Source organism: Micromonospora sp. NPDC003944 (assembly GCF_053605225.1).
Genome location: NZ_JBSGIV010000001.1, coordinates 233,636 through 257,483, shown reverse-complemented (window position 1 = coordinate 257,483; position 23,848 = coordinate 233,636). Strand labels below are relative to the sequence as shown.

29 protein-coding genes, 1 tRNA gene and 1 pseudogene are annotated in these 23,848 nt (G+C 72.4%); 26 read left to right on the top strand and 5 right to left on the bottom strand.

Translation table 11 applies throughout. The features are described from left to right. The 8 genes and pseudogenes from ACWER9_RS01220 to ACWER9_RS01185 form a co-directional block, all read left to right on the top strand. Positions 1 to 174 (top strand): annotated as a pseudogene (locus ACWER9_RS01220) (4Fe-4S dicluster domain-containing protein); the annotation flags it as partial. Continuing rightward, the gene (gene nrfD, locus ACWER9_RS01215; RefSeq protein WP_452299867.1) at positions 171 to 1,313 is read left to right on the top strand and encodes an NrfD/PsrC family molybdoenzyme membrane anchor subunit; all 1,143 of its coding nucleotides are present in this window, start codon (positions 171 to 173) and stop codon (positions 1,311 to 1,313) included. The pseudogene ACWER9_RS01220 and the gene nrfD, both read left to right, overlap by 4 nt. Before the next feature lie 13 nt (positions 1,314 to 1,326). After that, positions 1,327 to 1,422, top strand: a tRNA-Sec gene (locus tag ACWER9_RS01210). A gap of 23 nt (positions 1,423 to 1,445) precedes the next feature. Next, on the top strand, positions 1,446 to 2,750 hold the full coding sequence (gene selA, locus ACWER9_RS01205) for an L-seryl-tRNA(Sec) selenium transferase (RefSeq protein WP_452299866.1): 1,305 nt from the start codon (positions 1,446 to 1,448) through the stop codon (positions 2,748 to 2,750). Between the two features lie 2 nt (positions 2,751 to 2,752). After that, positions 2,753 to 4,507, top strand: a complete 1,755-nt coding sequence (gene selB, locus ACWER9_RS01200; RefSeq protein ID WP_452299865.1) for a selenocysteine-specific translation elongation factor — start codon at positions 2,753 to 2,755, stop codon at positions 4,505 to 4,507. Between the two features lie 65 nt (positions 4,508 to 4,572). Then, the gene (locus ACWER9_RS01195) at positions 4,573 to 4,770 is read left to right on the top strand and encodes a hypothetical protein (RefSeq protein ID WP_088989536.1); all 198 of its coding nucleotides are present in this window, start codon (positions 4,573 to 4,575) and stop codon (positions 4,768 to 4,770) included. 80 nt (positions 4,771 to 4,850) lie between these two features. Beyond that, positions 4,851 to 6,128, top strand: coding sequence for a hemolysin family protein (locus tag ACWER9_RS01190; RefSeq protein WP_452299864.1), 1,278 nt, complete (start codon positions 4,851 to 4,853; stop codon positions 6,126 to 6,128). 73 nt (positions 6,129 to 6,201) lie between these two features. Next, positions 6,202 to 6,387: a hypothetical protein gene (locus ACWER9_RS01185; protein ID WP_036410487.1), complete on the top strand. Its 186-nt coding sequence runs from the start codon at positions 6,202 to 6,204 to the stop codon at positions 6,385 to 6,387. A 5-nt stretch (positions 6,388 to 6,392) separates the two neighbouring features. Here ACWER9_RS01185 and ACWER9_RS01180 read toward each other — a convergent pair whose 3' ends face one another. Next, positions 6,393 to 7,043, bottom strand: coding sequence for a hypothetical protein (locus ACWER9_RS01180; RefSeq protein WP_452299863.1), 651 nt, complete (start codon positions 7,041 to 7,043; stop codon positions 6,393 to 6,395). A 133-nt stretch (positions 7,044 to 7,176) separates the two neighbouring features. Between ACWER9_RS01180 and ACWER9_RS01175 the strand changes: the two genes are divergently transcribed. Continuing rightward, positions 7,177 to 7,380 carry a hypothetical protein gene (locus tag ACWER9_RS01175; protein ID WP_278146074.1) on the top strand — a complete coding sequence of 68 codons (204 nt, stop codon included), beginning with the start codon at positions 7,177 to 7,179 and terminating at the stop codon, positions 7,378 to 7,380. Positions 7,381 to 7,385: 5 nt separating this feature from the next. On the opposite strand, the gene ACWER9_RS01170 is transcribed toward ACWER9_RS01175, so the two are convergent. The 3 genes from ACWER9_RS01170 to ACWER9_RS01160 form a co-directional block, all read right to left on the bottom strand. Then, positions 7,386 to 7,862 (bottom strand): hypothetical protein, encoded by a 477-nt coding sequence (locus tag ACWER9_RS01170; protein WP_357350397.1) that lies wholly within the window; start codon positions 7,860 to 7,862, stop codon positions 7,386 to 7,388. Further along, complete coding sequence (locus ACWER9_RS01165) at positions 7,859 to 8,071, bottom strand: phosphatidylethanolamine-binding protein (RefSeq protein ID WP_088989541.1); 213 nt, start codon at positions 8,069 to 8,071, stop codon at positions 7,859 to 7,861. The genes ACWER9_RS01170 and ACWER9_RS01165 overlap by 4 nt, the downstream gene beginning before the upstream one ends. A 99-nt stretch (positions 8,072 to 8,170) precedes the next feature. After that, positions 8,171 to 9,052, bottom strand: a complete 882-nt coding sequence (locus ACWER9_RS01160) for a universal stress protein (RefSeq protein WP_452299862.1) — start codon at positions 9,050 to 9,052, stop codon at positions 8,171 to 8,173. Between the two features lie 116 nt (positions 9,053 to 9,168). Between ACWER9_RS01160 and ACWER9_RS01155 the strand changes: the two genes are divergently transcribed. The 16 genes from ACWER9_RS01155 to ACWER9_RS01080 all read left to right on the top strand — a co-directional run bounded on the left by ACWER9_RS01155 (position 9,169) and on the right by ACWER9_RS01080 (position 21,882). Further along, the gene (locus ACWER9_RS01155) at positions 9,169 to 9,915 is read left to right on the top strand and encodes an SAM-dependent methyltransferase (RefSeq protein WP_452299861.1); all 747 of its coding nucleotides are present in this window, start codon (positions 9,169 to 9,171) and stop codon (positions 9,913 to 9,915) included. Positions 9,916 to 9,987: 72 nt separating this feature from the next. After that, positions 9,988 to 11,160 carry a PP2C family protein-serine/threonine phosphatase gene (locus tag ACWER9_RS01150; protein WP_452299860.1) on the top strand — a complete coding sequence of 391 codons (1,173 nt, stop codon included), beginning with the start codon at positions 9,988 to 9,990 and terminating at the stop codon, positions 11,158 to 11,160. Between the two features lie 56 nt (positions 11,161 to 11,216). After that, positions 11,217 to 11,678: a MarR family winged helix-turn-helix transcriptional regulator gene (locus ACWER9_RS01145; RefSeq protein ID WP_452299872.1), complete on the top strand. Its 462-nt coding sequence runs from the start codon at positions 11,217 to 11,219 to the stop codon at positions 11,676 to 11,678. A gap of 293 nt (positions 11,679 to 11,971) precedes the next feature. Then, positions 11,972 to 12,604: a CDP-alcohol phosphatidyltransferase family protein gene (locus tag ACWER9_RS01140; RefSeq protein ID WP_452299859.1), complete on the top strand. Its 633-nt coding sequence runs from the start codon at positions 11,972 to 11,974 to the stop codon at positions 12,602 to 12,604. Continuing rightward, entirely contained in the window at positions 12,601 to 13,545 is a 945-nt protein-coding gene (locus ACWER9_RS01135; protein ID WP_452299858.1) for a DUF881 domain-containing protein, read from the top strand. The genes ACWER9_RS01140 and ACWER9_RS01135 overlap by 4 nt, the downstream gene beginning before the upstream one ends. Continuing rightward, a complete protein-coding gene (locus ACWER9_RS01130; RefSeq protein WP_030327710.1) occupies positions 13,542 to 13,874 on the top strand; it encodes a small basic family protein in 333 nt (110 codons plus the stop codon). The genes ACWER9_RS01135 and ACWER9_RS01130 overlap by 4 nt, the downstream gene beginning before the upstream one ends. Positions 13,875 to 13,885: 11 nt before the next feature. Continuing rightward, on the top strand, positions 13,886 to 14,881 hold the full coding sequence (locus tag ACWER9_RS01125) for a DUF881 domain-containing protein (protein ID WP_452299857.1): 996 nt from the start codon (positions 13,886 to 13,888) through the stop codon (positions 14,879 to 14,881). A gap of 60 nt (positions 14,882 to 14,941) precedes the next feature. Beyond that, positions 14,942 to 15,322 (top strand): glycine cleavage system protein GcvH, encoded by a 381-nt coding sequence (gene gcvH / locus ACWER9_RS01120; protein ID WP_196926700.1) that lies wholly within the window; start codon positions 14,942 to 14,944, stop codon positions 15,320 to 15,322. 214 nt (positions 15,323 to 15,536) lie between these two features. After that, the gene (gene odhI, locus ACWER9_RS01115) at positions 15,537 to 15,989 is read left to right on the top strand and encodes an oxoglutarate dehydrogenase inhibitor Odhl (RefSeq protein WP_007071101.1); all 453 of its coding nucleotides are present in this window, start codon (positions 15,537 to 15,539) and stop codon (positions 15,987 to 15,989) included. Positions 15,990 to 16,039: 50 nt separating this feature from the next. Further along, positions 16,040 to 16,741 (top strand): transcriptional regulator FtsR, encoded by a 702-nt coding sequence (gene ftsR, locus ACWER9_RS01110; protein ID WP_452299856.1) that lies wholly within the window; start codon positions 16,040 to 16,042, stop codon positions 16,739 to 16,741. A gap of 186 nt (positions 16,742 to 16,927) precedes the next feature. Then, positions 16,928 to 17,392: a bifunctional nuclease family protein gene (locus ACWER9_RS01105; RefSeq protein ID WP_030327706.1), complete on the top strand. Its 465-nt coding sequence runs from the start codon at positions 16,928 to 16,930 to the stop codon at positions 17,390 to 17,392. Between the two features lie 159 nt (positions 17,393 to 17,551). Continuing rightward, positions 17,552 to 18,142, top strand: coding sequence for a MerR family transcriptional regulator (locus ACWER9_RS01100; protein ID WP_452299855.1), 591 nt, complete (start codon positions 17,552 to 17,554; stop codon positions 18,140 to 18,142). A 258-nt stretch (positions 18,143 to 18,400) separates the two neighbouring features. Beyond that, complete coding sequence (locus ACWER9_RS01095) at positions 18,401 to 18,799, top strand: group I truncated hemoglobin (protein WP_452299854.1); 399 nt, start codon at positions 18,401 to 18,403, stop codon at positions 18,797 to 18,799. 2 nt (positions 18,800 to 18,801) lie between these two features. Further along, positions 18,802 to 19,983, top strand: coding sequence for a globin domain-containing protein (locus ACWER9_RS01090; RefSeq protein WP_452299853.1), 1,182 nt, complete (start codon positions 18,802 to 18,804; stop codon positions 19,981 to 19,983). Positions 19,984 to 20,091: 108 nt separating this feature from the next. Then, positions 20,092 to 20,787, top strand: a complete 696-nt coding sequence (locus tag ACWER9_RS01085) for a DivIVA domain-containing protein (protein WP_452299852.1) — start codon at positions 20,092 to 20,094, stop codon at positions 20,785 to 20,787. 135 nt (positions 20,788 to 20,922) lie between these two features. Then, positions 20,923 to 21,882 carry a methyltransferase domain-containing protein gene (locus tag ACWER9_RS01080; protein WP_452299851.1) on the top strand — a complete coding sequence of 320 codons (960 nt, stop codon included), beginning with the start codon at positions 20,923 to 20,925 and terminating at the stop codon, positions 21,880 to 21,882. A gap of 70 nt (positions 21,883 to 21,952) precedes the next feature. Here the strand turns inward: ACWER9_RS01080 and ACWER9_RS01075 are convergent, their stop codons facing one another. Beyond that, positions 21,953 to 22,609 carry an NAD(P)H-binding protein gene (locus ACWER9_RS01075; RefSeq protein ID WP_452299850.1) on the bottom strand — a complete coding sequence of 219 codons (657 nt, stop codon included), beginning with the start codon at positions 22,607 to 22,609 and terminating at the stop codon, positions 21,953 to 21,955. A 100-nt stretch (positions 22,610 to 22,709) separates the two neighbouring features. Here ACWER9_RS01075 and ACWER9_RS01070 point away from each other — a divergent pair, with 100 nt between their 5' ends. Further along, positions 22,710 to 23,777, top strand: coding sequence for a MerR family transcriptional regulator (locus ACWER9_RS01070; protein WP_452299849.1), 1,068 nt, complete (start codon positions 22,710 to 22,712; stop codon positions 23,775 to 23,777). Positions 23,778 to 23,848: the final 71 nt, after the last annotated feature.

Below are 23,848 nucleotides of genomic sequence, written 5' to 3'. Positions count from 1 at the left end.
GTGGGTGGTGACGGGGCGTTCTTCCTGCTCCTGGACGAGCCCGAGGTGTACGGGTTGCCGCCGGACCCGGTGGTGACCACCCGCGACCTACCCGCCATGTGGAAACACGCCGGCCTCGCCGCGCTCGCCATGGCGGCGGCGACCGTCGCCGCGTTCGTCGGAGGTTCCTCATGACCTCACCAGGCCCCGTGGGCGATCGGTTCCGTCGCTTCCGGGAGCGGCTCGCCGACGAGAACGGCAACCGGCCCTGGGTGAGCAACCCCCGGGGCGACCTGACGGTACGGCGAGACGCCGACGGCCGGCGGCGTCGGCGGCGCGGCGGCGGCAGCGAGGAACTGCGGGTGCCGGAGGCCGAGTTCACGTCGTACTACGGTCGGCCCATCCTCAAGGGGCCGGTCTGGACGTGGGACATCGCCGCGTACCTGTTCACCGGTGGGTTGGCCGCCGGCTCGTCGTTGCTCGCCGCGGGTGGGCAGCTCACCGGGCGGCCGGCGCTGCGGCGCGCGGGTCGGGTCACCGCGCTCGCCGCGGTCAGCGCCAGCGCCGTCTTCCTGGTCAAGGACCTGGGCCGGCCGGCGCGGTTCCACCACATGCTCCGGGTGGCCAAGCCGACCTCGCCGATGTCGATGGGCACCTGGATCCTCACCGCGTACGGGCCGGCGGCGGGCGTCGCCGCGATCGCCGAGGCGGCCGGGCTGCTGCCCCGGCGCGGTCTGCTGGGGCTGGTCGGCCGGGCGTTGCCGCCGGTCGGGCACACCGCCGGGCTGCTCGCCGCCGGCACCGCGCCGGCGCTGGCCACGTACACCGGGGTTTTGCTCGCCGACACGGCGGTGCCGTCGTGGCACGAGGCGTACCCCGAGTTGCCGGTGATCTTCGCGGGCAGCGCGTTGGCCAGCGGCGCCGGCGTGGGTCTGCTCGCCGCGCCACCGGCCCAGGCCGGGCCGGCCCGCCGGATGGCGGTGGCCGGCGCGGCCCTGGAGCTGTACGGCACGCATCGGGTGGAGAGCCGCCTCGGCCTGCTCAGCGAGCCCTACCGACTGGGACGACCGGGCCGGATGCTGCGCGCCGCGCGGATGCTGACCGTCGGCGGGGTGGCGGGCGCGCTGCTGGGGCGGCGTCACCGGCTGGTCGGGGCGCTCTCCGGTGGCGCGCTGCTGGCCGCGTCGGTGCTGACCCGGTTCGGCATCTTCTACGGCGGTGTCGCCTCGGCCCGCGACCCCCGGTACACGGTGGTGCCGCAGCGCGAGCGGGTGGAAGCGCGGCGGGCCGCCATGGATCTTCCATCTGATCGGGCGGACCCGCCCGCGGTGTGATCGAATGTCCGGTGGAGGCGTTCAGGCGGCTGGTGCCCCTCCCGGTCTTCAAAACCGGAGTGGTCCGGGACCCGGGCCAGGCGGGTTCGATTCCCGTCCGTCTCCGCCACACCGCTTGCAGGAGATGACGTGATGGGCGACGGCCCGGTGGACCCGCGACGCCGGGTACCCCGTACGGATACGCTGCTTGCCGATCCGGTGCTGGCCGCCGCCACCGCGACTCTCGGCCGGGAGCAGGTCAAGGCGGTCGTCTCCCGCGCGCAGGACCGCGCCCGCCGCGGTGAGATCAACCCCGACGAGGTACGCGACGACGCGGTCGCCGCGCTGCCCGCGCCCGGCCCCCGGGCGGTCCTCAACGCCACGGGTGTGGTGCTGCACACCAACCTGGGCCGGGCGCCGTTGTCGTCCGCCGCGGTCGCCGCGGTGGTGGCCGCCGCCGGGCACACCGACGTCGAGTTGGACCTGGCCAGCGGCCGGCGGGCCCGCCGCGGCCGGGGCGCGCTCGACGCGTTGGCCGCCGCCGTGCCCGACGCGGCCGCCGTGCACGTGGTGAACAACGGCGCCGCCGCGCTGGTGCTCGCCGCCACCGCGTTGGCCGCCGGCCGGGAGATCGTGGTCAGCCGGGGCGAGCTGGTCGAGATCGGGGACGGTTTCCGCCTGCCCGACCTGCTGGAGAGCACCGGCGCGCGGCTGCGCGAGGTGGGCACCACCAACCGCACCACACTCGCGGACTACGCGGCGGCGCTCGGCCCGCAGACCGGTTTCGTGCTCAAGGTGCACCCGTCGAACTTCCAGGTCACCGGCTTCACCTCGGCGACCCCGGTGCGGCAACTGGCCACCCTCGGGGTGCCGGTGGTCGCCGACATCGGCTCCGGTCTGCTCACCGCGGACCCGTTGCTGCCCGACGAACCAGACGCGGCGAGCACCCTGCGCGCCGGCGCCGCACTTGTCACCGCCAGCGGCGACAAGCTGCTCGGTGGGCCGCAGGCGGGGCTGCTGCTCGGCGACGCCGAGGTGGTCGACCGGCTGCGCCGTCACCCGCTGGCCCGGGCGCTGCGGGTGGACAAGCTCACCCTTGCCGCGCTCGCCGCCACCCTGCACCGACCGGACACCCCCACCCGGGCGGCGCTGCACGCCGACCCGGGCGTTCTGCGGGAACGGGTGGAGCGGCTGCGGGACCGCCTCGGCGCGGACGGCCGTAAGGCGGAGGTGGTGCCGGCCGTCGCGGTGGTCGGCGGGGGCGGCGCCCCCGGCGTGGAGTTGGACTCGTGGGCGTTGAGCCTGCCCGAGCGGTACGCGTTCCCGCTGCGCACCGGCGACCGGCCGGTCCTCGGCCGGGTGGTGCGCGGGCGACTCCTGCTCGACCTGCGCTGTGTGCCCGCCGACGCCGACGACACCGTCCGCGCGGCGGTGCTGCGCGTACCCGGGGACGACTGAGCGTGTTCGTCGTCGCGACCGCCGGGCACATCGACCACGGCAAGTCGACACTGGTCCGGGCGCTGACCGGGATGGAACCCGACAGGTGGGCCGAGGAACGCCGCCGGGGGATGACCATCGACCTGGGCTTCGCCTGGACGACGCTGCCATCCGGCGGCACCGTCGCCTTCGTCGACGTACCCGGGCACGAGCGGTTCGTGCCGAACATGCTCGCCGGGGTCGGCCCGGTTCCGGCGGCGCTGATCGTGGTGGCCGCCGACGAGGGCTGGATGCCGCAGTCCGCCGAGCACCTGGCCGCGCTCGACGCGCTCGGTGTCCGGTACGGCCTGCTGGCGGTGACCCGCGCGGACCTGGCCGACCCGGGCCCGGCCACGGCCCGTGCCCGCGCCGAGATCGCCGCGACCAGCCTCGGCGCGGTGCCGGCGGTGGCGGTCAGTGGATTGACCGGCGCCGGCATGCCGGAGCTGCGGGCCGCCCTGGACCGTCTCGCCGCCGAGCTGCCCGCGCCGGTCGTGGACGACCCGGTCCGCCTCTGGGTGGACCGCAGCTTCACCGTGCGGGGCAGTGGAACAGTCGTCACCGGGACCCTCGGCGGTGGCCGGCTGCGGGTCGGCGACGAGCTGGAGCTGGCCGGCGCCGACGAACCGGTCCGGGTCCGTGGCCTGCACTGCCTGGGCGAGGCCCGCCCGGAGGCGACGGCGGTCGCCCGGGTGGCGGTCAACCTGCGGGGTACGCCCCGCGACCGGCTCGGCCGCGGTGACGCGCTGCTCACCCCGGGCCGGTTTCACCACACCGACCTCGTCGACGTCCGGCTCACCGGCGATCCCGTCGGCGACCTGCCGGCCACCCTCACCCTGCACGTCGGGTCGGCGGCGGTGCCGGTACGGGTGCGCCCGCTCGGTCCGGACACCGTGCGGCTGCGGTTGGCCCGCCCGTTGCCGCTGCTGGTGGGCGACCGGGCGCTGCTGCGGGACCCGGGCCGTCACCACGTCAGCGGCGGGGTGCGGGTGCTTGACGTGGCACCCCCACCGCTGGGCCGACGGGGTGCGGCCGCCGCCCGCGCGCAGGTCCTCGCCGACCTGGACGGTCGACCCGACCTGGCGGGGGAGCTGCGCCGTCGCCGGCTGATCAGGGCCGGCGCGTTGATCCGGATGGGTGTGCCGGTGCACGCCGAGCCGGTGGCCGGCGACTGGTTGGCCGACCCCGCGCACTGGCGGGGGCTCGGTGAGCGGCTGACCGAGGAGGTCACCCGGTACGCGCGGGAGCACCCGCTGGAGCCCGGCATGCCTGTCGACGCGCTGCGTCAGCGTCTCGCCCTGCCCGACCGGGTGCTGGTCGAGGCGCTGGTCCGGCCGCCGCTGCGGATCCACGCCGGTCGGGTCGGGGCGGCCGGCGTCGACGTGCTGCCCGAGGCGGTCGCCCGGGCCGTGCAGCGGGTCCGCGCCGAGTACGGCGACCGGCCCTTCCGCGCCCCCGAAACGGACCACCTCGTCGACCTCGGTCTGGGCCCCCGCGAGATCGGCGCCGCCGTGCGTGCCGGGGCTCTGTTGCGGCTGGCCGACAACGTGGTGCTGCTGCCCGACGTGCTCGACGACGCGGTCCGGGTGTTGGCCGGGCTGCCGCAGCCGTTCACCCTCTCCGCGGCGCGGCAGGCGTTGGACACCACCCGCCGGGTGGCGGTGCCTCTGCTGGAGTTGCTGGACCGGCGGGGCGCGACCCGCCGACTGCCCGACGACGCCCGGATCGTCGTCACCTGAGCGCTGCGGCAGCCGTGCTGGGCCAACCGGCCACCCGGTCGACGTCGGTCACCTACGGTGACGCCATGGACCCTTCGGCGGTCTGGCGCGACCGGCAGCACCAGTGGCGGATCGAGGCGTACCGGGCGCCGGACCTCCGTTTCGCCATCTACGCCACAAACGGCCCCACCGAGTCTGTGCCGCTGTGGCTGTTCGGGATGTCGGCGCTGGCCCGGTGGTTGATGACGCACTCCATCTCGCTCGACGACCTGGAGGTCGACTGAGCGGGGGCGCGCCCGCAAACCGGACCCGCGGTGCGCCCTGCTGCGGTTGAGTGGCCTCAGGAGGCGGACGGGGGTGTGCGATGGGCGGTCAGGTCGGGCAGTTGGCGTTGGTGGCCGTGCTGGTGCTCGTCAACGCCGCGCTCTCCGGCAGCGAGATGGCGCTGGTGACCCTGCGCGAGGGGCAGTTGCGGCGGCTGGGTCGGCGCAGCCGCGCCGGCGACCGGTTGGTGCGGCTGTCCCGCGACCCGAACCGTTACCTGGCCACCATCCAACTCGGCATCACCCTGGCCGGGTTCCTCGCCTCGGCGGCGGCCGCGGTGTCGTTGGCCGGCCCGCTTGTGGGCCCGTTGGGGTTCCTCGGCGCGGCGGCGCGTCCCGCCGCGGTGCTGCTGGTGACGGTGCTGCTGACGTTCGTCACGTTGGTGCTCGGCGAGTTGGCCCCGAAGCGGCTGGCGATGCAGCGGGCCGAGCGGTGGGCGCTGCTGAGCGCCGGCCCGTTGGACCTGCTGGCCCGGGTGTCCCGGCCGGCGGTGTGGCTGCTCAGCCGGGCCACCGACGCGGTCGTACGGCTCGCCGGTGGTGACCCGCGGGCCAACCGGCAGGAGATGACCGAGGAGGAGCTGCGGGAGGTGCTGGCCAGCCAGCGCGGCCTGTCGGCCCAGCAGCGCGAGATCCTGACCGGCGCGTTCGACATCGCCGGCCGGACGCTGCGCGAGATCCTGGTGGCCCGGAGGGAGGTGACGACCTTGCCGGCCAGCCTGGCCGCCGACGAGGGGGTTCGGCAGTTGGCCGCCGCCGGGCGGTCCCGCGCTCCCGTGACCGGTCCGGGCGGCCTGGACGAGGTGCTCGGGGTGGTGCACATCCGCGATCTGGTCCGGGCCGGCACCGCCCGGGTGGGGGAGCGGGTCCGCGCGCCGCTGCTGCTGCCGGTGACCCTGCCGGTCGCCGACGCGATGCGTCAGCTGCGGCAGGAGCACCAGCAACTGGCCCTGGTCGTCGACGAACACGGGGGCATCGACGGCATGGTCACCATGGAGGACCTGCTGGCCGAGGTGGTCGGCGAGTTGTACGACGAGACCGACCGTGACGTGCACGGGGTCGTCCGGGAGGCCGACGGGTCGCTGCTGGTGCCCGGTGACTTCCCGCTGCACGACCTGCCCGACCTGGGGGTACGGCTGAGCTTCCCGCTGTCGCGGGACTACACGACGGTGGCTGGTCTGGTGCTGGCCCGGCTGCGGCACCTGCCGGAGGGGCCGGGCGAGACGGTGCGGCTGCCCGGGTTGACCCTGCAGGTGGTGGAGGTCGCCGACCGGGCGGTACGCCGGGTACGGCTCTGTGGGTTCGTCACCGAGCGGTGACCGTTCACCCAGAAGACTGACAAAAACCGCAAAATGGTACGACGGCAACCGTGGCGCACCTAGCGTGCCAGACGTGAAGGACCGAGGGTTGCGTACGTTCGTCACGGTGCTGGCCGGCCTCGCGGTGATCTACTTCGGCAGCGCCGGCCGCAGCCCCGAGGAGGGCCGTGGCATCTCCGGCGGGGTGGTGGTCCTGGCGTTGCTCGCCGCGTTGCTGGTGTGGCACCTCACCCGCCCGGGAGACAAGACGGTCAAGTGAGCGCCTCACCCGGCGGCGACGCGGGTGACCTCGCCGGCGGACTCCTCGCCCAGCGCCACCCGCACCAGCGCTGAGGCGAGCCGGCCGAAGTCCGGTTCGTCGACGAGCCCGGCGAGCCGGTCCGGGGAGCCCGGCAGGCCCAGCCTCTTCGCCCCGGCCAGCGCCCGACGGTCGGCGTACGGGCGCACGTCCGACCAGACCGCCTGCGCCTCGCGCAGGTAGATGTCCGCGCCGGTGGGGCCGATGCCGGGGAACTCGGTCAGCCGCCGCCGCAGCCCGGCGGGGTCACCCTGGGCCTCCCGGTGCAGCCGTCGCAGGTCACCGTGCCAGCGGTCCAGCAACAGCCGGGCGCCGGTGCCGAGCATGGTGGCGGTCCGCTCGTCGTAGCGGCGGTAGTGGCCCCGCCCCAGCGCGTCGACGCGGTCCTGCCAGCTGGCCGCCTCCATGGCCTGCGGGGTGCGGTACCCGGCGGCGAACAGCTCGCGCGCGGCGTCCACCGCCACACACGCCCGGATCCGGGTGCTCAGCAGCGTGGTCAGCACCAACAGCTGGTACAGCGGCCCCGGTCGGTCGGAGAGCCGGATACCGGCCTCCTCGGCGTACGTGCGGCTGCGCCGGTCGAGCAGGACCCGCACCACCCGTCGCTCATTGCCCATCTTGGCGGGTTACCCAGTTACGGACGCGCTAGCCGTCGCACCGGTGCCCGTGGCCGGAATGCCACCGGGGCGGGCGGGTATGCCCGCGGCGGAGGCGGCTCCTGCCGCCTGCCGTACCGGAGGGAGACACCCCGTGACGAACCCGCAGCAGCAGGAGTTGCGCCGCAACGCACTGGGCGCCACCAGCCAGGACAACAAGGGCCCCGCCCCGGGTGGGCATCCGGCCAACCGTGGCACGTCGCGTGGCGACGCGGGTCGACCGGTGCCCAAGGGGCAGGTGTCGCCGTACGGCCCGGCCGGCGAGCCGGTGGCCGAGGACGACAGCGACACCCGCTGACGGACCTAGCGACCGCGCCCTGGCGGTCGCCGCAACCTGTTCCAGGTGGCGGCGGCCGCCAACCCGTACGCCAGGTGCGGGATGATGTCGGAGATCCAGTCGGAGCGCCGCCAGGTACGCGGGTCGCTGATCCCGAGCACGGTGATCGACCCGTCGGTCATGGTCATCACGCCCGCGCCGAGCAGGCCGGTGGCCACCGGCAACGGCTGACGTCGACCACCGGCGTACAGGGCGAAACCGACCCCCGCCGCGATGCCCAGCCCGTACCCGATCAGAGGCCCGAGGCCCGAGCGGCGGTTGGCCGCCCGGGCCCCGTTGCCCAGGTCCACGTGCGCGATACCGGCCAGCCGGTCGACGGTCTCCTGGGGGGTGTCGCTCTCCGGCCGTCCGCGCAGCGCCATGTCCAGGTAGCTGACCACGTTCAGCGCGGTGCTGCCGACGGCGCCCGCGATCGCGCCGTCGGCAACGTCGACCCTGCTCACTTCGGGTCGCCCGGTTCGCGCTCGCTCTTCGGGCCGTACGTGCGGTCGCCGCGCACCACGCCCCGCTGGCCGCGGTCCTCCTGGAGGATCCGGTTGGCGACCTGGTTGGCCTTGCCGTCGGGCACCCGGCGACCGGAGTCGTCGATCGCGTTGCGCAACCGCGCGCGCTGCTTGTCGTAGGCGTTACTGCCCGGCCGTGGTCCTGGCATCTGTGCCTCCTTCGTCGGTCTGGGCACCTGCTGCTGCCCGCCGTCCGCTGGGCGTACCGCGGCCGTCTACCCGCCTGGCGGCCGACCAACCCCGGCCGGCTAGTGAGGCGCGCGGACCACGACGACCGGGCACTCGGCGTGGTGCAGCATCGACTGGCTCACCGACCCCAGCAACAACCCGGTCACCTCGCCGCGCCCGCGCCCACCGACGACCGCCAGTTGGGTGGAGCGCGACGCCTCGGCTAGCACACTTCCGGTCCGACCGTGCACCACCTGGCAGGTCAACCGCAGACCCGGGTGCTCCTCGGTGAGCCCGGTCAGCCACCCGGCGAGCATCCGCTCCTGCTCGCCGCGGAGCGTCGCCTCGTCGTACACCAGGGGTTGCATGTCGCCCGGTCCGCTGCTGCCCGGATGGCGGTAGGCGTGCACCGCCACCAGCGGCACGCCGAGCGAGACGGCGGTCTCGGCGGCGAAGTCCGCCGCCCGCCGGGAGGCCTCCGAGCCGTCCACCGCGACCAGCACCGGCGCGTCGGGGCGTTGCGTGCCGCGCGCGACGAGCACCGGGCAGTCGGCGTACGCGGCGACCTGCACCGCGACCGAGCCGACCACGAGCGCGGAGAACCCACCCAACCCGCGGTCGCCGAGCACGATGAGCGCGGCGGTGGGGGACTCGCCCACCAGCACCGCGGCGGCCTCACCGTCGATGATCTCGCCGGAGGTCGACAACCCGGGCACCGTCGCCTCGGCCTCGCGCACCGCGGCCTCGACGAGTTCCTCGGCCCGGTGGCGCAGCCCGCCGCCGGGCGGCGCGTCCGGTGCGGGGGAGACCGCCACGTGCAGCAGCGGCCAGATGAAGCCGTGCACGATCCGCAGCGGTCGGTGCCGGCGCGCCGCCTCGGTGGCGGCCAGTCGTACGGCACGAAGCGCCGACTCCGAGCCGTCGACGCCGACCACCACCGCCGCGTTGTTCGCCGAGTTCACCGCCCACCTCCGCTCGCGGCAAGTATCGCGGGCCCGGACGCCTCCGCGCCGCGATACCGCTGAGCGCGCTCCGGTCGGTACGCTGGCGACGACCGGCCGGGAAGGGAGCGCCGCCGATGGGTGAACCGGACCAGCCGAGCACCGCTCGCATGATCGACTTCTGGCTCGGCGGGCAGCATCACTTCCCCGTGGACGTGGCCGCCGCCAGCGCGTTCGAGCAGGCGTACGGGCCGTGCGCGCCGGTGTTCCGGGAGCTGCGGGCGTTCCTGGGCCGGGCCGTGCGGGCCATGGTCGCCGAGGGCGTCGACGGGTTCCTGGTGTTCGGCGCCGGGGTGCCGACGATGGGCAACGTGCACGAGGTCGCCACCGACGCGACGGTGCTCTACACCGACGTCGACCCGGTCACCATCCGACTCGGGCAGAGCATCCTCGCCGGCAGTGACCGGGCCGGTTACGGCTTCGGTGACGCGACAGACATCGGCACCATCGACCCGGCGCAGCTGCACCGTTTCGTGCCGGGCTGGGGCCGGCGGCCGGTCGGGGTGGTCTTCCTCGGGTTGGCCGCGTTCCTCGACGACGCCACGCTGAGCCGCACCCTCGACGAGTTGTACGCTGCCGCGGCGCCCGGCAGCCTGCTCGCGGTGGACTTCGACACCGAGGAGTTGGCCGGTCATCCGCGCGCGCTGGCCATGATGGGCCCACAGTTCCGGATGCGTCCACCGGCGGCGTTCACCCCTCTGCTGGGTCGGTGGGCGCCGACGGCCGACGGGGTGGTCCCGGTCGCCGAGTGGCGGCCGGAGGGCCCGCCGGCGCAGGTGCCCGACGCCTTCCACGGCGTGCTCGCCACCCGCACGGGGGACTGACCGCGCTGATCGCCGATCCGGAGGCGTCCGTATGATACTTGCCCTATAGCAAGTTTCTGGGGGAGGACGACGATGGTGGACGCGCCGGACGTGGTGTCGCGCGCGTTGCGCGAGGCCCCGCCCGACCAGTTGGCGGAGGCGGCGGACCGGGCGATCCGGTCGGCGATGGGGGCGCTGCGCACCGACGTGTTCGTCGCCGACTACCGGATCAGCGGCCTCTGGCCGGTGCTGGACCCGGACCTGCCGGCGGGCGGGTTCCTGTCCTGTCACACGATGGCGCAGCGGTGTTTCAGCAGTCAGCAGCCGGTACGCGACGGCGAGGGCCCGTGCCGGCTCTACCTGCCGCTGACCGTGTGGGGGGAACGGCTGGGCGTGCTGATGATCGAGCTGCCGACCGTACCGAACGCGGCGGTCACCGGTCTCGCGGCGGACATCGCCGGCGCCCTGGCGGTGGCGATGCGCGCGGCGGACCGGGAGACCGACAGGTACCGGCGGGCTCGGCGTCGGGAGCGCCTGACCATGGCCGCCGAGATGCAGTGGGACCTGTTGCCCGGTCGGGGTGTGGCGCACCGCGCGTTCGACCTGGCCGGTCAGCTCGAACCGGCGTACACGGTGGGTGGCGACCACTTCGACTGGTCGCTCGACGGCGACCGTCTCACCGTGACGGTCCTCAACGGAGAGGGCAGTGGGCTGACCGCGTCCCTGCTGACCGCCGTCACGGTCAACGCGATGCGCAACGCGCGTCGCTCCGGCGGCGGCCTGGTGGAGCAGGCCGAGTTGGCCTCGGACACGGTCTTCTACCAACACCGGGGCGCCCGGTACGTCGCCACCCTGCTGCTCGAGGTGGACACTCGCGCCGGCCGGGTACGGGCGGTCGACGCGGGCTCCCCCCACCTGTTGCGGATGCGTGGGTCCACCGTCGAGCCGTTGAAGCTGGACCAGCAACTGCCGCTGGGCATGTTCGCCGAGACCCGCTACGAGCTCCAGGAGCTGCAACTCGCGCCGGGTGACCGCCTCTTCGTGGTCAGCGACGGGGTGTGGGCGGCCGAGCCGCCGGGCCAGGAACCGTACGGGCAGCGGATGATGGCGCGTTCCCTACGCGCCACGCGGTTGCAGCCACCGGCCGAGGCGGTTGGTACGGTGATGCGCGAACTGCACGCCTACCATGCGGAGTCCGATCTGCGGGACGACGCCGTCGTGGTCTGTCTCGACTGGCACGGTCCACGTGAGCGGGGCGTGGGGTGAGTTTCGCCGCCGCGTTGCCGGGCGGGCACCAGCGCGACAACGGCAGGGGACATCAGGTGGAGCGACCTGCGGATCTCGCCGCGGCGATCAACGCGGCCGCCGAGACGCTGATCGCCGTGCTCGACTCGGCCGGGTCGCGGCACCAGGTGCCGCCCACTCAGCTGAGGGTGCTCATGCTGATCAGCGGTCGACCGGAGACCAACGTCAACGGGCTGGCGGAGCTGCTGGACGTGGTGCCCTCGTCGGCGTCCCGGCTCTGCGACCGGCTGGAGGCGACCGGGCTGCTGCGCCGGGTGGCCGACCCGCGTGACCGGCGTGAGGTGCGGTTGGTGCCGACGGCTGCCGCGCTGACCCTGTTGGGGGAGCTGGCCGAGCGGCGGCAGCGCGCGGTGCAGGCGGTCCTGGACCGGATGCCGGCGCGCATGCAGCACGACCTGTTACTGGCGCTTGTCGGGTTCGCTCGGGCGGCGACCTCGGCGCCGGAGCAGCAGACCGACTCCGCAGTCCAGACGGCCTGATCGCCGCCCCCGCCTTCCACTAGTGTCCTAGGACGCTCTACGCGTGGTGATCCACGCCACAGTGCGGCACAGCCGCACCGACAGCCCGCAGCGCCCCGGCCAGGCAGAGGGAGCCCGATATAGTGGCAGCGCACCTACCCGGCCCGCGATCACCGAGATCGCGGGCCGTGTCAGGGGAAGGGGCCCCGTCCGGGGCCGTAGGGGAGAGCCGGCGCTGGTCGGCCCGACAGCGCGTACGACCCTCAGCCGCGCCCGGCGTCGGCCGGGGGCCCACGTGCCGTGGAGGAGGATCGGTGTCGCGTCTGCCGGCTCGGGCAGAGCAACCGCCGGACACCGGTGACGAGGCTCCCGGCAACCAGGTGCTCACCCTGCCCAACCTGATCAGCTTCGGGCGGCTGCTGGGCGTGCCGCTGTTCCTCTATCTGTTCCTGGTGGCGCGGGCCGACGTGGCGGCGATCGTCGTGCTGGCCATCGGTGGCACCACCGACTGGGTCGACGGCTGGATAGCCCGCCGCCTGCGCCAGGTGAGCCGCCTCGGTGAACTGCTCGACCCGCTCGCCGACCGGCTCTACATCCTCGCCATCCTGGTCGCCTTCACCGCCCGGGAGGTGGTGCCGTGGCAGTTCACCGTGGCGCTGCTGGCCCGTGAGGTGCTCCTGCTCGCGTCGCTGGCGGTGCTGCGCCGCTACGGGTACGGGCCGCCGCCGGTGCACTACGTGGGCAAGACCGCCACGTTCCTGCTGCTCGCGGCGTTCCCGGTGCTGCTGTTGGCCACCGAGTGGAGTGCCGCGGCGACGGCCACCGCCGCGATCGGCTGGGGGCTGGCCTGGTGGGGGTTGGTGCTCTACTGGGTGGCCGGCGGGATGTACGTCGTACAGGCGGCGCGGCTGGTGCGCGCGTCGCGCGGCCGGGGAGCGGCGGCGTGAGCGCGCCGCGGCTGGGAAAACCCGGCCAGGACCGGGTGTACGCGCCGGACTTCCTCACCGAGCTGTTTCGTAACCCGTTGGATCCGGGGTACGCGGACGCGGCCGCCGCCCGTCGGCGCTCGGCGGATTCCCCTGCGGCACGGGGCTGGCGGGCCCGGTCGACGCGGTCGGTCAGCCTGGTCGTGGTGGTGATGCTCGGCTTCCTGTTCGCGGTGGCGTACCGGCAGACGATGGCCGACGAGCCGGGGCGTAGCCAGGCCCGTTCGGGTCTGGTGACGCAGATCAAGGAGCGGGAGAGCGAGACCGACAGGTTGTCCACGCGGGCGGACCAGCTGCGCGAGGAGGTCAGTCGGCAGCGTGACGCGGCGTTGAGTGGGTCGGCCGCCGCGCGGTTGCGCAACCTGGAGGCGAGCACCGGGCTTGGTCGGGTGCGTGGTGACGGTGTGGTGGTGCGGTTGGCGGACGCACCGGACAACGCGGATGCGGTGACCGGTGCCGGTGCGGGGCCGCCGCGGGTGCTCTACAGCGACCTGCAGGGGGTGGCGAACGCGTTGTGGAGCGCGGGCGCGGAAGCGATCGCCATCAACGGGCAGCGGTTGACGTCGACGTCGACGATCCGGTCGGCGGGTGAGGCGATGCTCGTGGACTTCCGGCCGGTGACCGGGCCGTACGAGGTGTCGGCGATCGGGCCGGGTTCGATGCGGCGCAAGTTCGAGGAGAGCCGCAACGCGGCGTTGATGCGGAAGGTCGCGCAGGGGACCGGGTTGTCGTTCGGTGTGCGGGAGTCGGACGACCTCACCCTGCCGGCGGCGCCGGAGCCGCAGCTACGCTACGCCAAGCCGTCGGTCAGTCCGAGCCCTTCCGCGTCGGGTGTCCGGTCCGGCAGTCCCGGGTCGTCCGGTCCGGGGACGACTGTTAGCCCCTCCGGAGGTGGCCGATGATCGCGGTGCTGGCGTTGCTCGCCGGTGTGGTGCTGGGCGTGTGGCTTGACCCCACGGTGCCGGCGGCGTTGCAGCCGTACCTGCCGATCGCGGTGGTGGCCGCGTTGGATGCGGTGTTCGGTGGGGTGCGGGCCCGGTTGGACCGCATCTTCGACGACAAGCAGTTCGTGGTGTCGTTCATTTCGAACGTGCTGGTCGCTGGTCTGATCGTGTATCTGGGTGACCAGTTGGGGGTGGGCGGGCAGTTGTCCACGGGTGTGGTCGTTGTGTTGGGTGTGCGTATCTTCGGCAACGTGGCGGCGATCCGCCGGCACCTGTTCCGGGCGTAGGTTGGGTTGCGATGAGTGACGAGCAGACCGACACGGGGACCGGGTGGCCGCAGCCGGCGGGACCGGTGCGGCCGGGTGGTCCGGCGGGTGAGCCGGATCCGCGGCCGGATGCGCCGGACCCGGATGAGTTGAGCCCGTTGGCGCCGCAGCCGTCGGATGACGAGCCTGCTGCGGAGCCGGGTGTGGAGCCGGTCGACGACGGTGCGACGGTGGACCTGGGCGCGGTGTCGCGGTCGGGGGAGCCGGGTGCGGCTTCCGACGAGGTGGCCGAGCCGGTGCAGGAGCCGGCGGCGCCGGTGGTGGCGGGTCGGTCCCGGTGGAGTACGGCCGGGGTGATGATCGCGGCGTTGTTGGCGTTGCTGGGGTTCACGTTGGTCGTGCAGTTGAAGACGACGTCGACGGACCCGACGTTGGGGGCGACCCGGCAGGAGGACCTGGTCCGGATTCTGTCGGACCTGGATGCGCGGGAGAATCGTCTGCAGCAGGACATCCGTGCTCTGGAGGACAGTCAGCGGCAGTTGCGCTCGGGTGAGCAGGGTCGTCAGGCGGCGTTGGACGAGGCGACGCGGCGGGCGGACGAGCTGGGCATCCTGGCGGGGACGTTGCCGGCGGTGGGCCCGGGGTTGACGGTGCAGTTCGACGCCGGGGTGAAGCCGATCTCGGCTAACCGGGTGTTGGACGCGGTGCAGGAGCTGCGGGGTGCGGGCGCCGAGGCGATGCAGATTTCCGGTGGGGATCGGGCGACGGTGCGGATCATCGCGTCGACGTACTTCCTCGATGGGGACAACGGGTCGTTGGTGGTGGAGGGGCGTCGGTTGACGGGGCCGTACACGATCACGGTGATCGGTGATCCGGCGACGATGCGTACGGCGTTGAACATTCCTGGTGGGGTGGTGGCGTCGGTCCGGGGTGACGGCGGTAACGTGACGTTTGGGGAGCGTGAGGTTGCCGAGGTTTCGGCGCTGCACGTGCCGATCAAGTTGGAACACGCCCGTCCGGTCTCCTGACCGGCGCGGCCGCGCCGGACCCGGGTGGTCCGGGGCACCGATGGATGAAGGACGCGTCTGGTGATTCCCGAGGATCTGCGATACACCGCCGAGCATGAGTGGGTGGCGGGTGACGGCACGGCTTCGGTCCGGGTCGGCATCACGCACTTCGCGCAGGACGCGCTCGGTGACATCGTGTACGTGCAGTTGCCCGAGGCGGGTGCGGTGGTCGCGGCCGGTGACTCGTTGGGTGAGATCGAGTCGACCAAGAGTGTGTCGGAGATCTACGCGCCGGTGGCCGGTACGGTGGCGGCGCGTAACGACGCGTTGGGTGACACGCCTGAGCTGATCAACACTGATCCGTACGGTGAGGGTTGGTTGGTGGAGATCACGCCGAATGATCCGACGGCGACGGATGGGTTGCTGACGGCGGCTGCGTATCAGAAGATCACCGAAGGCTGAGTGTGCTTGATCCGGCGCGTGGGATGTCTGCGCGCGTCCGGTTGCCCTGCATTTCGGCGCTGGCTAGGCTCGCCCAGTCGACCGAGAACCCAATAGTTGAGCGTTGCGGAATTGCCTTCCCGGGCACGGGGAGCCAGCCGCCGGGTGTGCACGTGCCCGGCGGCCAGACCCGCCATTACCCGACGCCGACCGAACAGATCCGTGAGGTGGTCCCATGACGCGGCCAGACGACGAGTTCCCCCCACTCGACGTCACTTCGACGCTCAATCTCGGTTCGCTCGACGAAGTGCTGGAGGGGCCGGATACCGATGTGGTGCCGAGCCGGATGTCCGGTTCGTTGCCGCCGGGTATGGCGCTGCTGGTGGTTCGTCGAGGCCCGAATGCGGGTGCCCGGTTCCTGTTGGACCACGATGTGACGACCAGTGGCCGGCACCCGGACAGTGACATTTTCCTTGATGACGTGACGGTGTCGCGTCGGCACGCGGAGTTCCACCGTGATGGTGGGACGTTCACGGTGCGGGACGTGGGCAGCCTCAATGGCACGTACGTCAATCGTGAGCGGGTTGAGGCGGCCACGTTGAGCAATGGTGACGAGGTCCAGATCGGTAAGTTCCGGGTGGTGTTCATCGCCGGTCCGCGCCCGGAGGAGGAGGCCGGCCGGGGGTGAACGAGCCTGCGGCCTCCACGTCACCCGGGGCGGCTCGGTCTGAGCCGCTGATGAGCATCGGCGAGGTGCTTGGGCAGTTGCGGGTGGATTTTCCGGATACCACTATTTCGAAGCTGCGGTTTCTTGAGGCCGAGGGTTTGGTCGAGCCGCAGCGGACGGCGGCGGGTTACCGGAAGTACAGCTGGGACGATGTGGCGCGGTTGCGGTTCGTGTTGACCGCGCAGCGGGACAGGTACCTGCCGTTGCGGGTGATCCGGGAGCAGTTGGCCCAGTGGGATTCGTCTGGTGAGCAGCCGGGGCGGTCGCGGCCGGCGTTGGTGGCGGTTGGTCCTGATGGTGCGGTGCCGGGTCGTGAGGTCGCGGAGCCGGCCGAGTCGTCGCAGGTGCGGCTCGGCCGGGCGGATCTGGTGGCGCGCAGTGGGATCGACGAGTCGACGTTGGTGGAGTTGGAACGGCTCGGTGTGCTGGTGTCGGATCCGCCGGGGTGGTATGACGCGGATGCTCTGATCATCGCGTCGGCGGTGGCGGGGTTGGCGTCGTACGGGTTGGAGCCGCGGCACCTGCGGGGTTATCGGACGGCGGCGGACCGGGAGGTCGGTTTGTTCGCGCAGTTGGTGGCGCCGTTGGCGCGGCAGAGTGATCCGGCGGCGCGGGCGCGGGCGGCGGAGACGGCGCGTGAGTTGGTGGCGTTGTCGGAGCAGTTGCACGCGGCGTTGGTGCGGGTGGGTCTGCGGTCGACGTTGGGTCGGTGACGGGTGCCCGGTGGGTGGCGGCTGAGCGGAAAGATCTCTTCGGGGAAGCGTGCCGTAGGCTTGCCGGGGTAACCCCTTTTCGGCGCGGGCGTGGTGCTGTAGCGCATGGGACGGCCGTGTCGCGGTCCGTGTACCGTGCAGGGAAGGGCGCGGTGCGGCGTAGGTGACAACGACACGGAGGCGGCGGTGCGCGAGCTGAGCGTGGTCGGAGTTCGGGTGGAGCTGCCCAGCAACCAGCCGATCGTCCTGCTCAGGGAGGTCGAGGGGGACCGCTATCTGCCGATCTGGATCGGTGCGGTCGAGGCGACGGCTATCGCTTATGAGCAGCAGGGGGTCAAGCCGGCCCGGCCGTTGACCCACGATCTTCTGCGGGATGTGTTGGCGGCGTTGAAGGCGCCCTTGCAGGCGGTGGAGATCACCGAGCTGAAGGAGAACGTCTTCTACGCGGATCTGTTGATCGGCGATGGGGTGCGGGTGTCGGCGCGGCCGAGCGATTCGATCGCGTTGGCGTTGCGTGTCGGTGCGCCGATTCGTTGTGCGGAGCAGGTCCTCAGTGAGGCGGGGATCGTCATCCCTGACGAGCAGGAGGACGAGGTGGAGAAGTTCCGCGAGTTCCTGGAGCAGGTGCGTCCGGAGGATTTCGCGGGCTGAGGTGTGCCCGGGCTCGGTTGGTGATCTTTCTCGGTGGCTGCGCGGCGTGTCGCGTCGGTTCCTCCGTGGTAACCCCTGGCGGTGGCTATAGGGTTTCCATGTCGAGGGGTGCGCGTCCCGGAAACGATGCGTCGCCACACTGACGGGGAGGTTGTCCGGATGCACGAGCCGCAGGATTCCGATCCGGGTGCAGATTTCGACGGGCCGGGTGCCTCGTCGCCAGGTGTGGCGGCTGAGGGTGACGGTTCGGTCGGCTACCGGGGTGTGACGGCCTGCCATGCGGTGGGCATCAGTTACCGGCAGTTGGATTACTGGGCGCGTACGACGCTTGTGGTGCCGAGCGTCCGTGATGCGTCGGGTTCGGGGACGCAGCGGTTGTACTCGTTCCGGGATCTGGTGGTGTTGAAGGTCGTGAAGCGGTTGTTGGATGCGGGGGTGTCCCTGCAGAACATCCGTAAGGCGATCGAGGCGTTGCGGTCGCGTGGTGTGGAGGATCTGGCGGGGATCACGCTGATCTCTGATGGGACGACGGTGTACGAGTGTCGGTCTCCGGAGGAGGTGGTCGACCTGTTGCAGGGTGGCCAGGGTGTCTTCGGCATCGCGATAGGTGGCGCTTTCAAGGAGATCCAGGGGTCGTTGTCGCATCTGCCGGCGGAGCCGGCGGTGAGTGGCCCGGTGGAGCCGGCGGTGGCGTCGGATCCGGTGGGTGACGAGTTGGCGGCGCGGCGGGCGCGGCGGCGCGCCGGCTGACCGGCCCCACTTTCGGTTTTTTTTCGGTGGTTTCATCGCGACCGTCGGTGACGGTGGCGGGGTTGTGCCGGCCACGATGGTCCTTTGTGGATACGGTGGGTGTCGTTCCGGTGGCCGATTGTGGAGATACCGATCGGTAACGGTGACGCACCGTGTCGTCGTGTTGTCGGGAATCCGATAAGGCGGCGCTGACCGGAGGCGGTCGACACGCTATGGTCCCTCACGGTTCTGGACCCTTCATCCCCGGAAGGAACGACCGTGACGGTTACGGAAGAGACGGCGCCCGCTTCGCACTACGACCGCATTGGTGGTGCCAGCTCGGTCAAGGCCGCGGTTGACCTGTTCTACGAGAAGGTGCTCGCCGACCCGGAGTTGGCCGGTTACTTCGCCAATGTGGACATGGCGGGTCAGCGTCGGCACCTGGCGTTGATGTTGACGGTGGTGCTGGGTGGTCCCAACGAGTACGCCGGTCGTGGGCTGGCGGAGGCGCACCAGCCGTTGAACATTCCGTTGGGGCACTTCGTGAAGGTGGGCGAGTACCTGACGGTGACGTTGACCGAGCTGGGTGTGCCGGCGGACATCCTTGCCGATGTGCAGACAGTGCTGGGGCAGGTGCAGGACCAGGTGGTGGCTGCCGGAGACCGGTCGGGCGCCTGAGCGTGGACGCGGCTCGCCTCAAGCAGAGCTGGTCGGTGGTCGCCGGTCACGGCGACCAGGTGCCGCTCTACTTCTACTCGACGTTGTTCCTCGCCCACCCTGAGACACGGCAGATGTTCCCCACGAACATGGCCGGTCAGCGGGACCGCCTCGTGACCGCGTTGGGTCACATCGTGTCCAACGTGGACCAGGTGGATGGGCTTGTAAGTTTTCTGCAGGATCTCGGCGCGGACCACCGCAAGTTCGCGGTCCGCCCGGAGCACTACCCGGCGGTCGGTGAGGCGCTGGTGGCGACGTTGCAGCACTTCCTCGCCGAGCAGTGGACCGACGAGTTGGCTGCGGACTGGACGGCCGCGTACGGGTTGGTCGCCCAGGTGATGATGGACGCCGCGCAGGCCGCCGAGGCGGTGAATCCGCCGTGGTGGGTGGCGGAGATCGTGGCGCACGAGCGGCGGGCGTTCGACGTGGCGGTGGTGACGGTGCGTCCGCAGTACCTGTTGCCGTTCACGCCGGGTCAGTCGATCGGGGTGTCGCACCCGTCGGTGCGGTCGTGGCGGTACTACTCGCCGGCTAACGCGCCGCGGGCGGACGGCACGTTGGAGTTGCATGTGAGGGCCGCGCCGGGTGGCGCGGTGTCGTCGCGGCTGGTGTACGGGTCGGCGGTGGGTGACCGGATCCATCTGGCGGCGCCGGTGGGGGACCGGTTGGGGTTGTGGTCGGCGGGTTCCAGTGATCTGCTGCTGTTGGTCGCGGGCACCGGCTGGGCGCCGGTGAAGGCGTTGGTGGAGCAGGTGGCCGCGGAGGGCTCCCGGCGGCGGGTGGACCTGTACGTGAGTGCCCGTTCCCGCAGCGAGTTCTACGACAGCGACGCGATCGACAAGTTGGCGTCGTCGTACCCGTGGTTGACGGTGACGTACGTGGTGGGTGCCGACGTGCACCGGCCGGGGGAGTTCGTGCAGGCGGTGGACCGGGCGTTGGCCGACGGTGACTGGCGTTCCCGGCACGTGTTCGTGTGTGGGTCGGACGAGATGGTGTCGTACGCGGTGCGGACGTTGGTTCAGGCGGGTTTCCACGCGGGTCAGGTGCACCACGAGGGCCTGGGTGCGCAGTGGTACGGCCCGGCGTGGCGGACGGCGGTGCAGCAGTCGGCTCCGGGTGACGCTTCGGGAGGTGGGCACAGGTGAGCGCGAGGAGTGAGCTTGCGAGCCCCGCAGTCGCGAACGGAGGGCGGGTCAGGTGAGCGCGAGGAGTGAGCTTGCGAGCCCCGCAGTCGCGAACGGGGGTTTGTACAGGTGAGCGCGACGCCGATCAGTCGGTATGACGGTGTACAGGTTTCCGGCGGTGTGCAGGTGCGGATCACCGCTGATCGGGTTCGGCGGTGGGAGTTCGGTGCCGCGTCGTTCGCTCGGCGTGGTTACGACAACGCTGACGTGGACCGGTTCCGGATGCAGGTCGCTGACGAGTTGGATCTGTTGGCGACGCAGATCGCGACGTTGCGGGCGGAGAACGAGCGGCTCAACGACCGGGTGGAGTTGCACCGGCACGGGGTGATCCCGAGTGCGGGGGCGGCGTCGAAGGTCCCGGCGGCGCGGGAGGTGAATCTCCTGTCGGCGGCGCAGCGGGAAGCGGAGCAGATCATCGCGCAGGCGCACGACTATGCGCGGCGGGTCGCCGAGTACGCCCGGGTGCAGTACGAGAGCTACCTGCATGCTGCCGAGGCGGAGGCGAAGCAGGAGGCGGAACGGGCGGTGGCGGAGTACCGCAGCACCGCCGGGTCGAGTTTCGACGACACGGTCGCGACCCGGGAGGCGTTGCGGATCTTCGGGGAGATGATGGTGTCGCACATGCAGGCGGCGGCGCGGCACCTCGACGACGGTAGTGAGCAGTTGGCGCGCACGATGGACCGGATCGCCGCGGAGACGCCGGGGGCGCCGTTCGTGGGTGGTGTGGTGGGCCAGTCGGCGTTGCCGCGGCACCAGCAGCGCTGATCGTCGCGGGGTGGGGTTCGCTGCGGTGGACCCCACCCGGCGTGTTGGTGGCGGTGGCATAGTCGGAGGGGCCAGGCGGGGTTCGTGACCCACGAGCGGGGTTGACCCGTGGCCCGCCCCTGGGGAAGGTGCGCCGTGTCTGTCTCATCGTCTCCGCCCGGCGGGTCGCCGGACCCGTTGGCCGCGTTGGAGGCGTCGGCGTGGGCTCTGGCGGCTGCTGTCGGCACCATGAGTGATGCCCTGTCGGCTCCGCTCGCCGAGGTCCTCGTGGCGTCCCCGCACCGCAGTGCCGTGTTGGAGGCTGCTGGTCTGCTCTCCTTCGATGGTGGGGTGCCGGTCGCGCACCCGTCGCTGGTGGCCTCCGACGAGCCGACCGGGCGCAGCGCCGTGCAGGCGCGGTTGAGTTCACTGCGGCAGGCGGTCGCCGCGGCGGCGCAGGAGCCGTCCGGGCCGCGCGGGGCCGGGTGGGCGGAGGTGGACGACGAGGTGTTGCTGCATCAGGGGCGTGCGTCGGCGGCGACGGGCCGGGCGTTGGCCACCCGGGTGGTGCCCGAGTTACCGGGGCTGGCGGAGCGTTTGGACTCGGTGGACGCCCGGGTGCTGGATGTGGGCACCGGGGTGGCGGCGTTGGCTGTCGCGTTGGCGCGCGCGTTGCCCCGGGCGTCGGTGGTGGGCATCGACGTGTTGGCGCGCGCGTTGGACCTGGCCCGCGGGGAGTTGGCCGAGGCGGGTGACGTCGCGGACCGGATCAGTCTGCGCCGTCAGGATGTCGCGGAGGTGGCCGAGCCGGGCGGTTACGACCTGGTGTGGTTGCCGGCGCCGTTCATTCCTCAGCAGACGTTGACGGTGGCGTTGCCCCGGCTGGTGCAGGCACTGCGACCCGGTGGGTGGTTGGTCGCGGGCACCAACCCGCCGGCCGAGGATCCGTTGCGGGCGGCCGTCAACAGGTGGAACGCCGTACGCAACGGTGGTAACGCCTTCGACGCGGACCGGATGGCGCAGGTGTTGGCGGGCGCGGGGTTGGGTGGTGTCCGCCGGTTTCCGACAGTGCCGGGTGGGCCGGTGTTGGTCGCCGCGCACCGCCTGGGCGGTTGACGCCGCTTCCCGTCGCCGGCGGGCCGGCGTCAGGTAAGTCGTCACGGCTGACCCCGCCGTTGGCAGTGCGTCAGGTGGTGGCGGCGCGGATGGCCTCGGCGATGGGTGTGGGGCCGTCGACGAGTTCCAGGGTCGTGCCGGTGGTGCGTGGTTCGTCGAGGAGGGCGGCGAGGACGTGGGCGACGTCGGTGCGGCTGATCCCGCCACGGCCGGCGTGGGGGGTGAGGGTGACCCGTCCGGTGGGTGGGTCGTCGGTGAGCCGGCCGGGTCGCAGCACCGTCCACGCCAGGTCGCGGCCGCGCAGGTCGTCCTCGGCGGCGCGTTTGGCCCGCAGGTACGCCGCCCACACGTCGTCGCTGCCGGGAGCGGGTGGGTTGTCCACGCCCATGGAGGAGACGAGCAGGTAGCGGTGCACGCCGGCGCGGGTGGCGGCGTCGGCGAGCAGCGCGGCGGCGGCCCGGTCGACGGTGTCCTTGCGGGCGGCGCCGCTGCCGGGGCCGGCGCCGGCGGCGAAGACCACCGCGTCGGCGTGCGCGAGGTGCGCGGCGAGCTGCGTGACGTCGGTGTGTTCCAGGTCGCAGACGACGGGGGTGGCGCCGGCGGCGAGCAGCGCGGCGGCCTGGTCGGGGTTGCGGATGAGGCCGACGGCGGTGTCGCCGCGATCGACGAGGTGACGCTGCAGTAGCAGGGCGATCTTGCCGTGGCCTCCGGCGATGACGACGCGCATGCGCCCAACCTATCGGGGTGGGCGGCTTGACCTTGACCTTCGGGTAACCCTGAGGGTGGCGGGTGCCGGTCGCCGTGGCCGGCACGAGGAGGGTGTCGACGTGGGGCTGATGACCATCGGGGCGTTCGCCCGGGCGGCGAGGCTGACGCCGAAGGCGTTGCGCCTGTACGACCGGGTGGGGCTGTTGGTGCCGGCGGCGGTCGACCCGGAGTCCGGTTACCGGCTCTACGACGCGGTTCAGGTGCCGGTGGCGCGGCTGGTCGCGCAGCTGCGTCGGCTCGGCATGCCGCTGGCGACGGTCCGGGTCGTGTGTGCTCTGGAGCCCGCGGCGGCGGCTGCGGCGATCGCCGAGTACTGGCGGGAGGTCAGCGCCGACACCGCGGCGCGCGCCCGGCTCGCCACTGTCCTCGTGGACCACCTGTCTGAAGGAGGTACCACCGTGTCTGAGCCGAATTCCCCGGTTGCGCTGCGCGGCGCCGCCGGGTGTGACACCGGGCTGGTGCGCGACAGCAACGAGGACAACGCGTACGCGGGTGAGCGGTTGCTCGTGGTGGCCGACGGTATGCGGGGGCCGGGTGGCGCGGCCGCCAGCGCCGCTGCGGTGGACGCCCTGAAGCCGTTGGGCGTCGCCGACGTGCCGGCCACCGACCTGCTGACGGTGCTGGCCGGTGCGGTTAGCGACGCGGACCGCGCCGTTCAGGGGTTGGCGACCGACGCCGACCAGCCGGTCACCACGGTGACCGCGCTGCTGTTCAGCGGTTCCCGGCTGGCGTTGGTGCACGTCGGTGACACCCGCGCGTACCTGCTGCGCGGTGGTGAGCTGTCCCTGCTCACGCAGGATCACACCTGGGTGCAGGCCCAGGTGGATCAGGGGAGGCTCGACCGGGAGCAGGCGGCGACGCACCCGCAGCGCGCGGTGTTGGTGCGGGCCCTGGGTGGTGGTCGGCAGGTCGAGGCGGACCTGGCGTTGCGTACCGCGTTGCCCGGTGACCGGTATCTGTTGTGCTCCGACGGGCTGTCCGCGGTCGTCGACCGGGCCGACCTGCGTTCGGTGCTGGTGGCTGCTGCCGCGCCGCAGGACACGGTGCGGGAGTTGATCGCTCTGGCGCGGGCCGAGGGTGCACCGGACAACGTCGCGTGCGTCGTGGCCGACGTCGTCGCGGCGTAGCCGTCGGCCTTATCCGGCCGCCGTCGCCGAACCTCGCGCCGGGTGGGTCCGATCACCCGGTGCGGGGTTCG

Excerpts from the sequence above, each read along its gene's own strand:
- nrfD (WP_452299867.1), top strand. The coding sequence starts at position 171 with ATGACCTCACCAGGCCCCGTGGGCGATCGGTTCCGTCGCTTCCGGGAG.
- ACWER9_RS01100 (WP_452299855.1), top strand. The coding sequence starts at position 17,552 with ATGCACGAGCCGCAGGATTCCGATCCGGGTGCAGATTTCGACGGGCCG.
- odhI (WP_007071101.1), top strand. The coding sequence starts at position 15,537 with ATGACGCGGCCAGACGACGAGTTCCCCCCACTCGACGTCACTTCGACG.
- ACWER9_RS01195 (WP_088989536.1), top strand. The coding sequence starts at position 4,573 with ATGGACCCTTCGGCGGTCTGGCGCGACCGGCAGCACCAGTGGCGGATC.
- ftsR (WP_452299856.1), top strand. The coding sequence starts at position 16,040 with ATGAGCATCGGCGAGGTGCTTGGGCAGTTGCGGGTGGATTTTCCGGAT.
- ACWER9_RS01165 (WP_088989541.1), bottom strand. The coding sequence starts at position 8,071 with ATGCCAGGACCACGGCCGGGCAGTAACGCCTACGACAAGCAGCGCGCG.
- ACWER9_RS01150 (WP_452299860.1), top strand. The coding sequence starts at position 9,988 with ATGGTGGACGCGCCGGACGTGGTGTCGCGCGCGTTGCGCGAGGCCCCG.
- ACWER9_RS01180 (WP_452299863.1), bottom strand. The coding sequence starts at position 7,043 with ATGGGCAATGAGCGACGGGTGGTGCGGGTCCTGCTCGACCGGCGCAGC.
- selA (WP_452299866.1), top strand. The coding sequence starts at position 1,446 with ATGGGCGACGGCCCGGTGGACCCGCGACGCCGGGTACCCCGTACGGAT.
- ACWER9_RS01190 (WP_452299864.1), top strand. The coding sequence starts at position 4,851 with ATGGGCGGTCAGGTCGGGCAGTTGGCGTTGGTGGCCGTGCTGGTGCTC.
- ACWER9_RS01075 (WP_452299850.1), bottom strand. The coding sequence starts at position 22,609 with ATGCGCGTCGTCATCGCCGGAGGCCACGGCAAGATCGCCCTGCTACTG.
- ACWER9_RS01125 (WP_452299857.1), top strand. The coding sequence starts at position 13,886 with ATGAGTGACGAGCAGACCGACACGGGGACCGGGTGGCCGCAGCCGGCG.
- ACWER9_RS01155 (WP_452299861.1), top strand. The coding sequence starts at position 9,169 with ATGGGTGAACCGGACCAGCCGAGCACCGCTCGCATGATCGACTTCTGG.
- ACWER9_RS01130 (WP_030327710.1), top strand. The coding sequence starts at position 13,542 with ATGATCGCGGTGCTGGCGTTGCTCGCCGGTGTGGTGCTGGGCGTGTGG.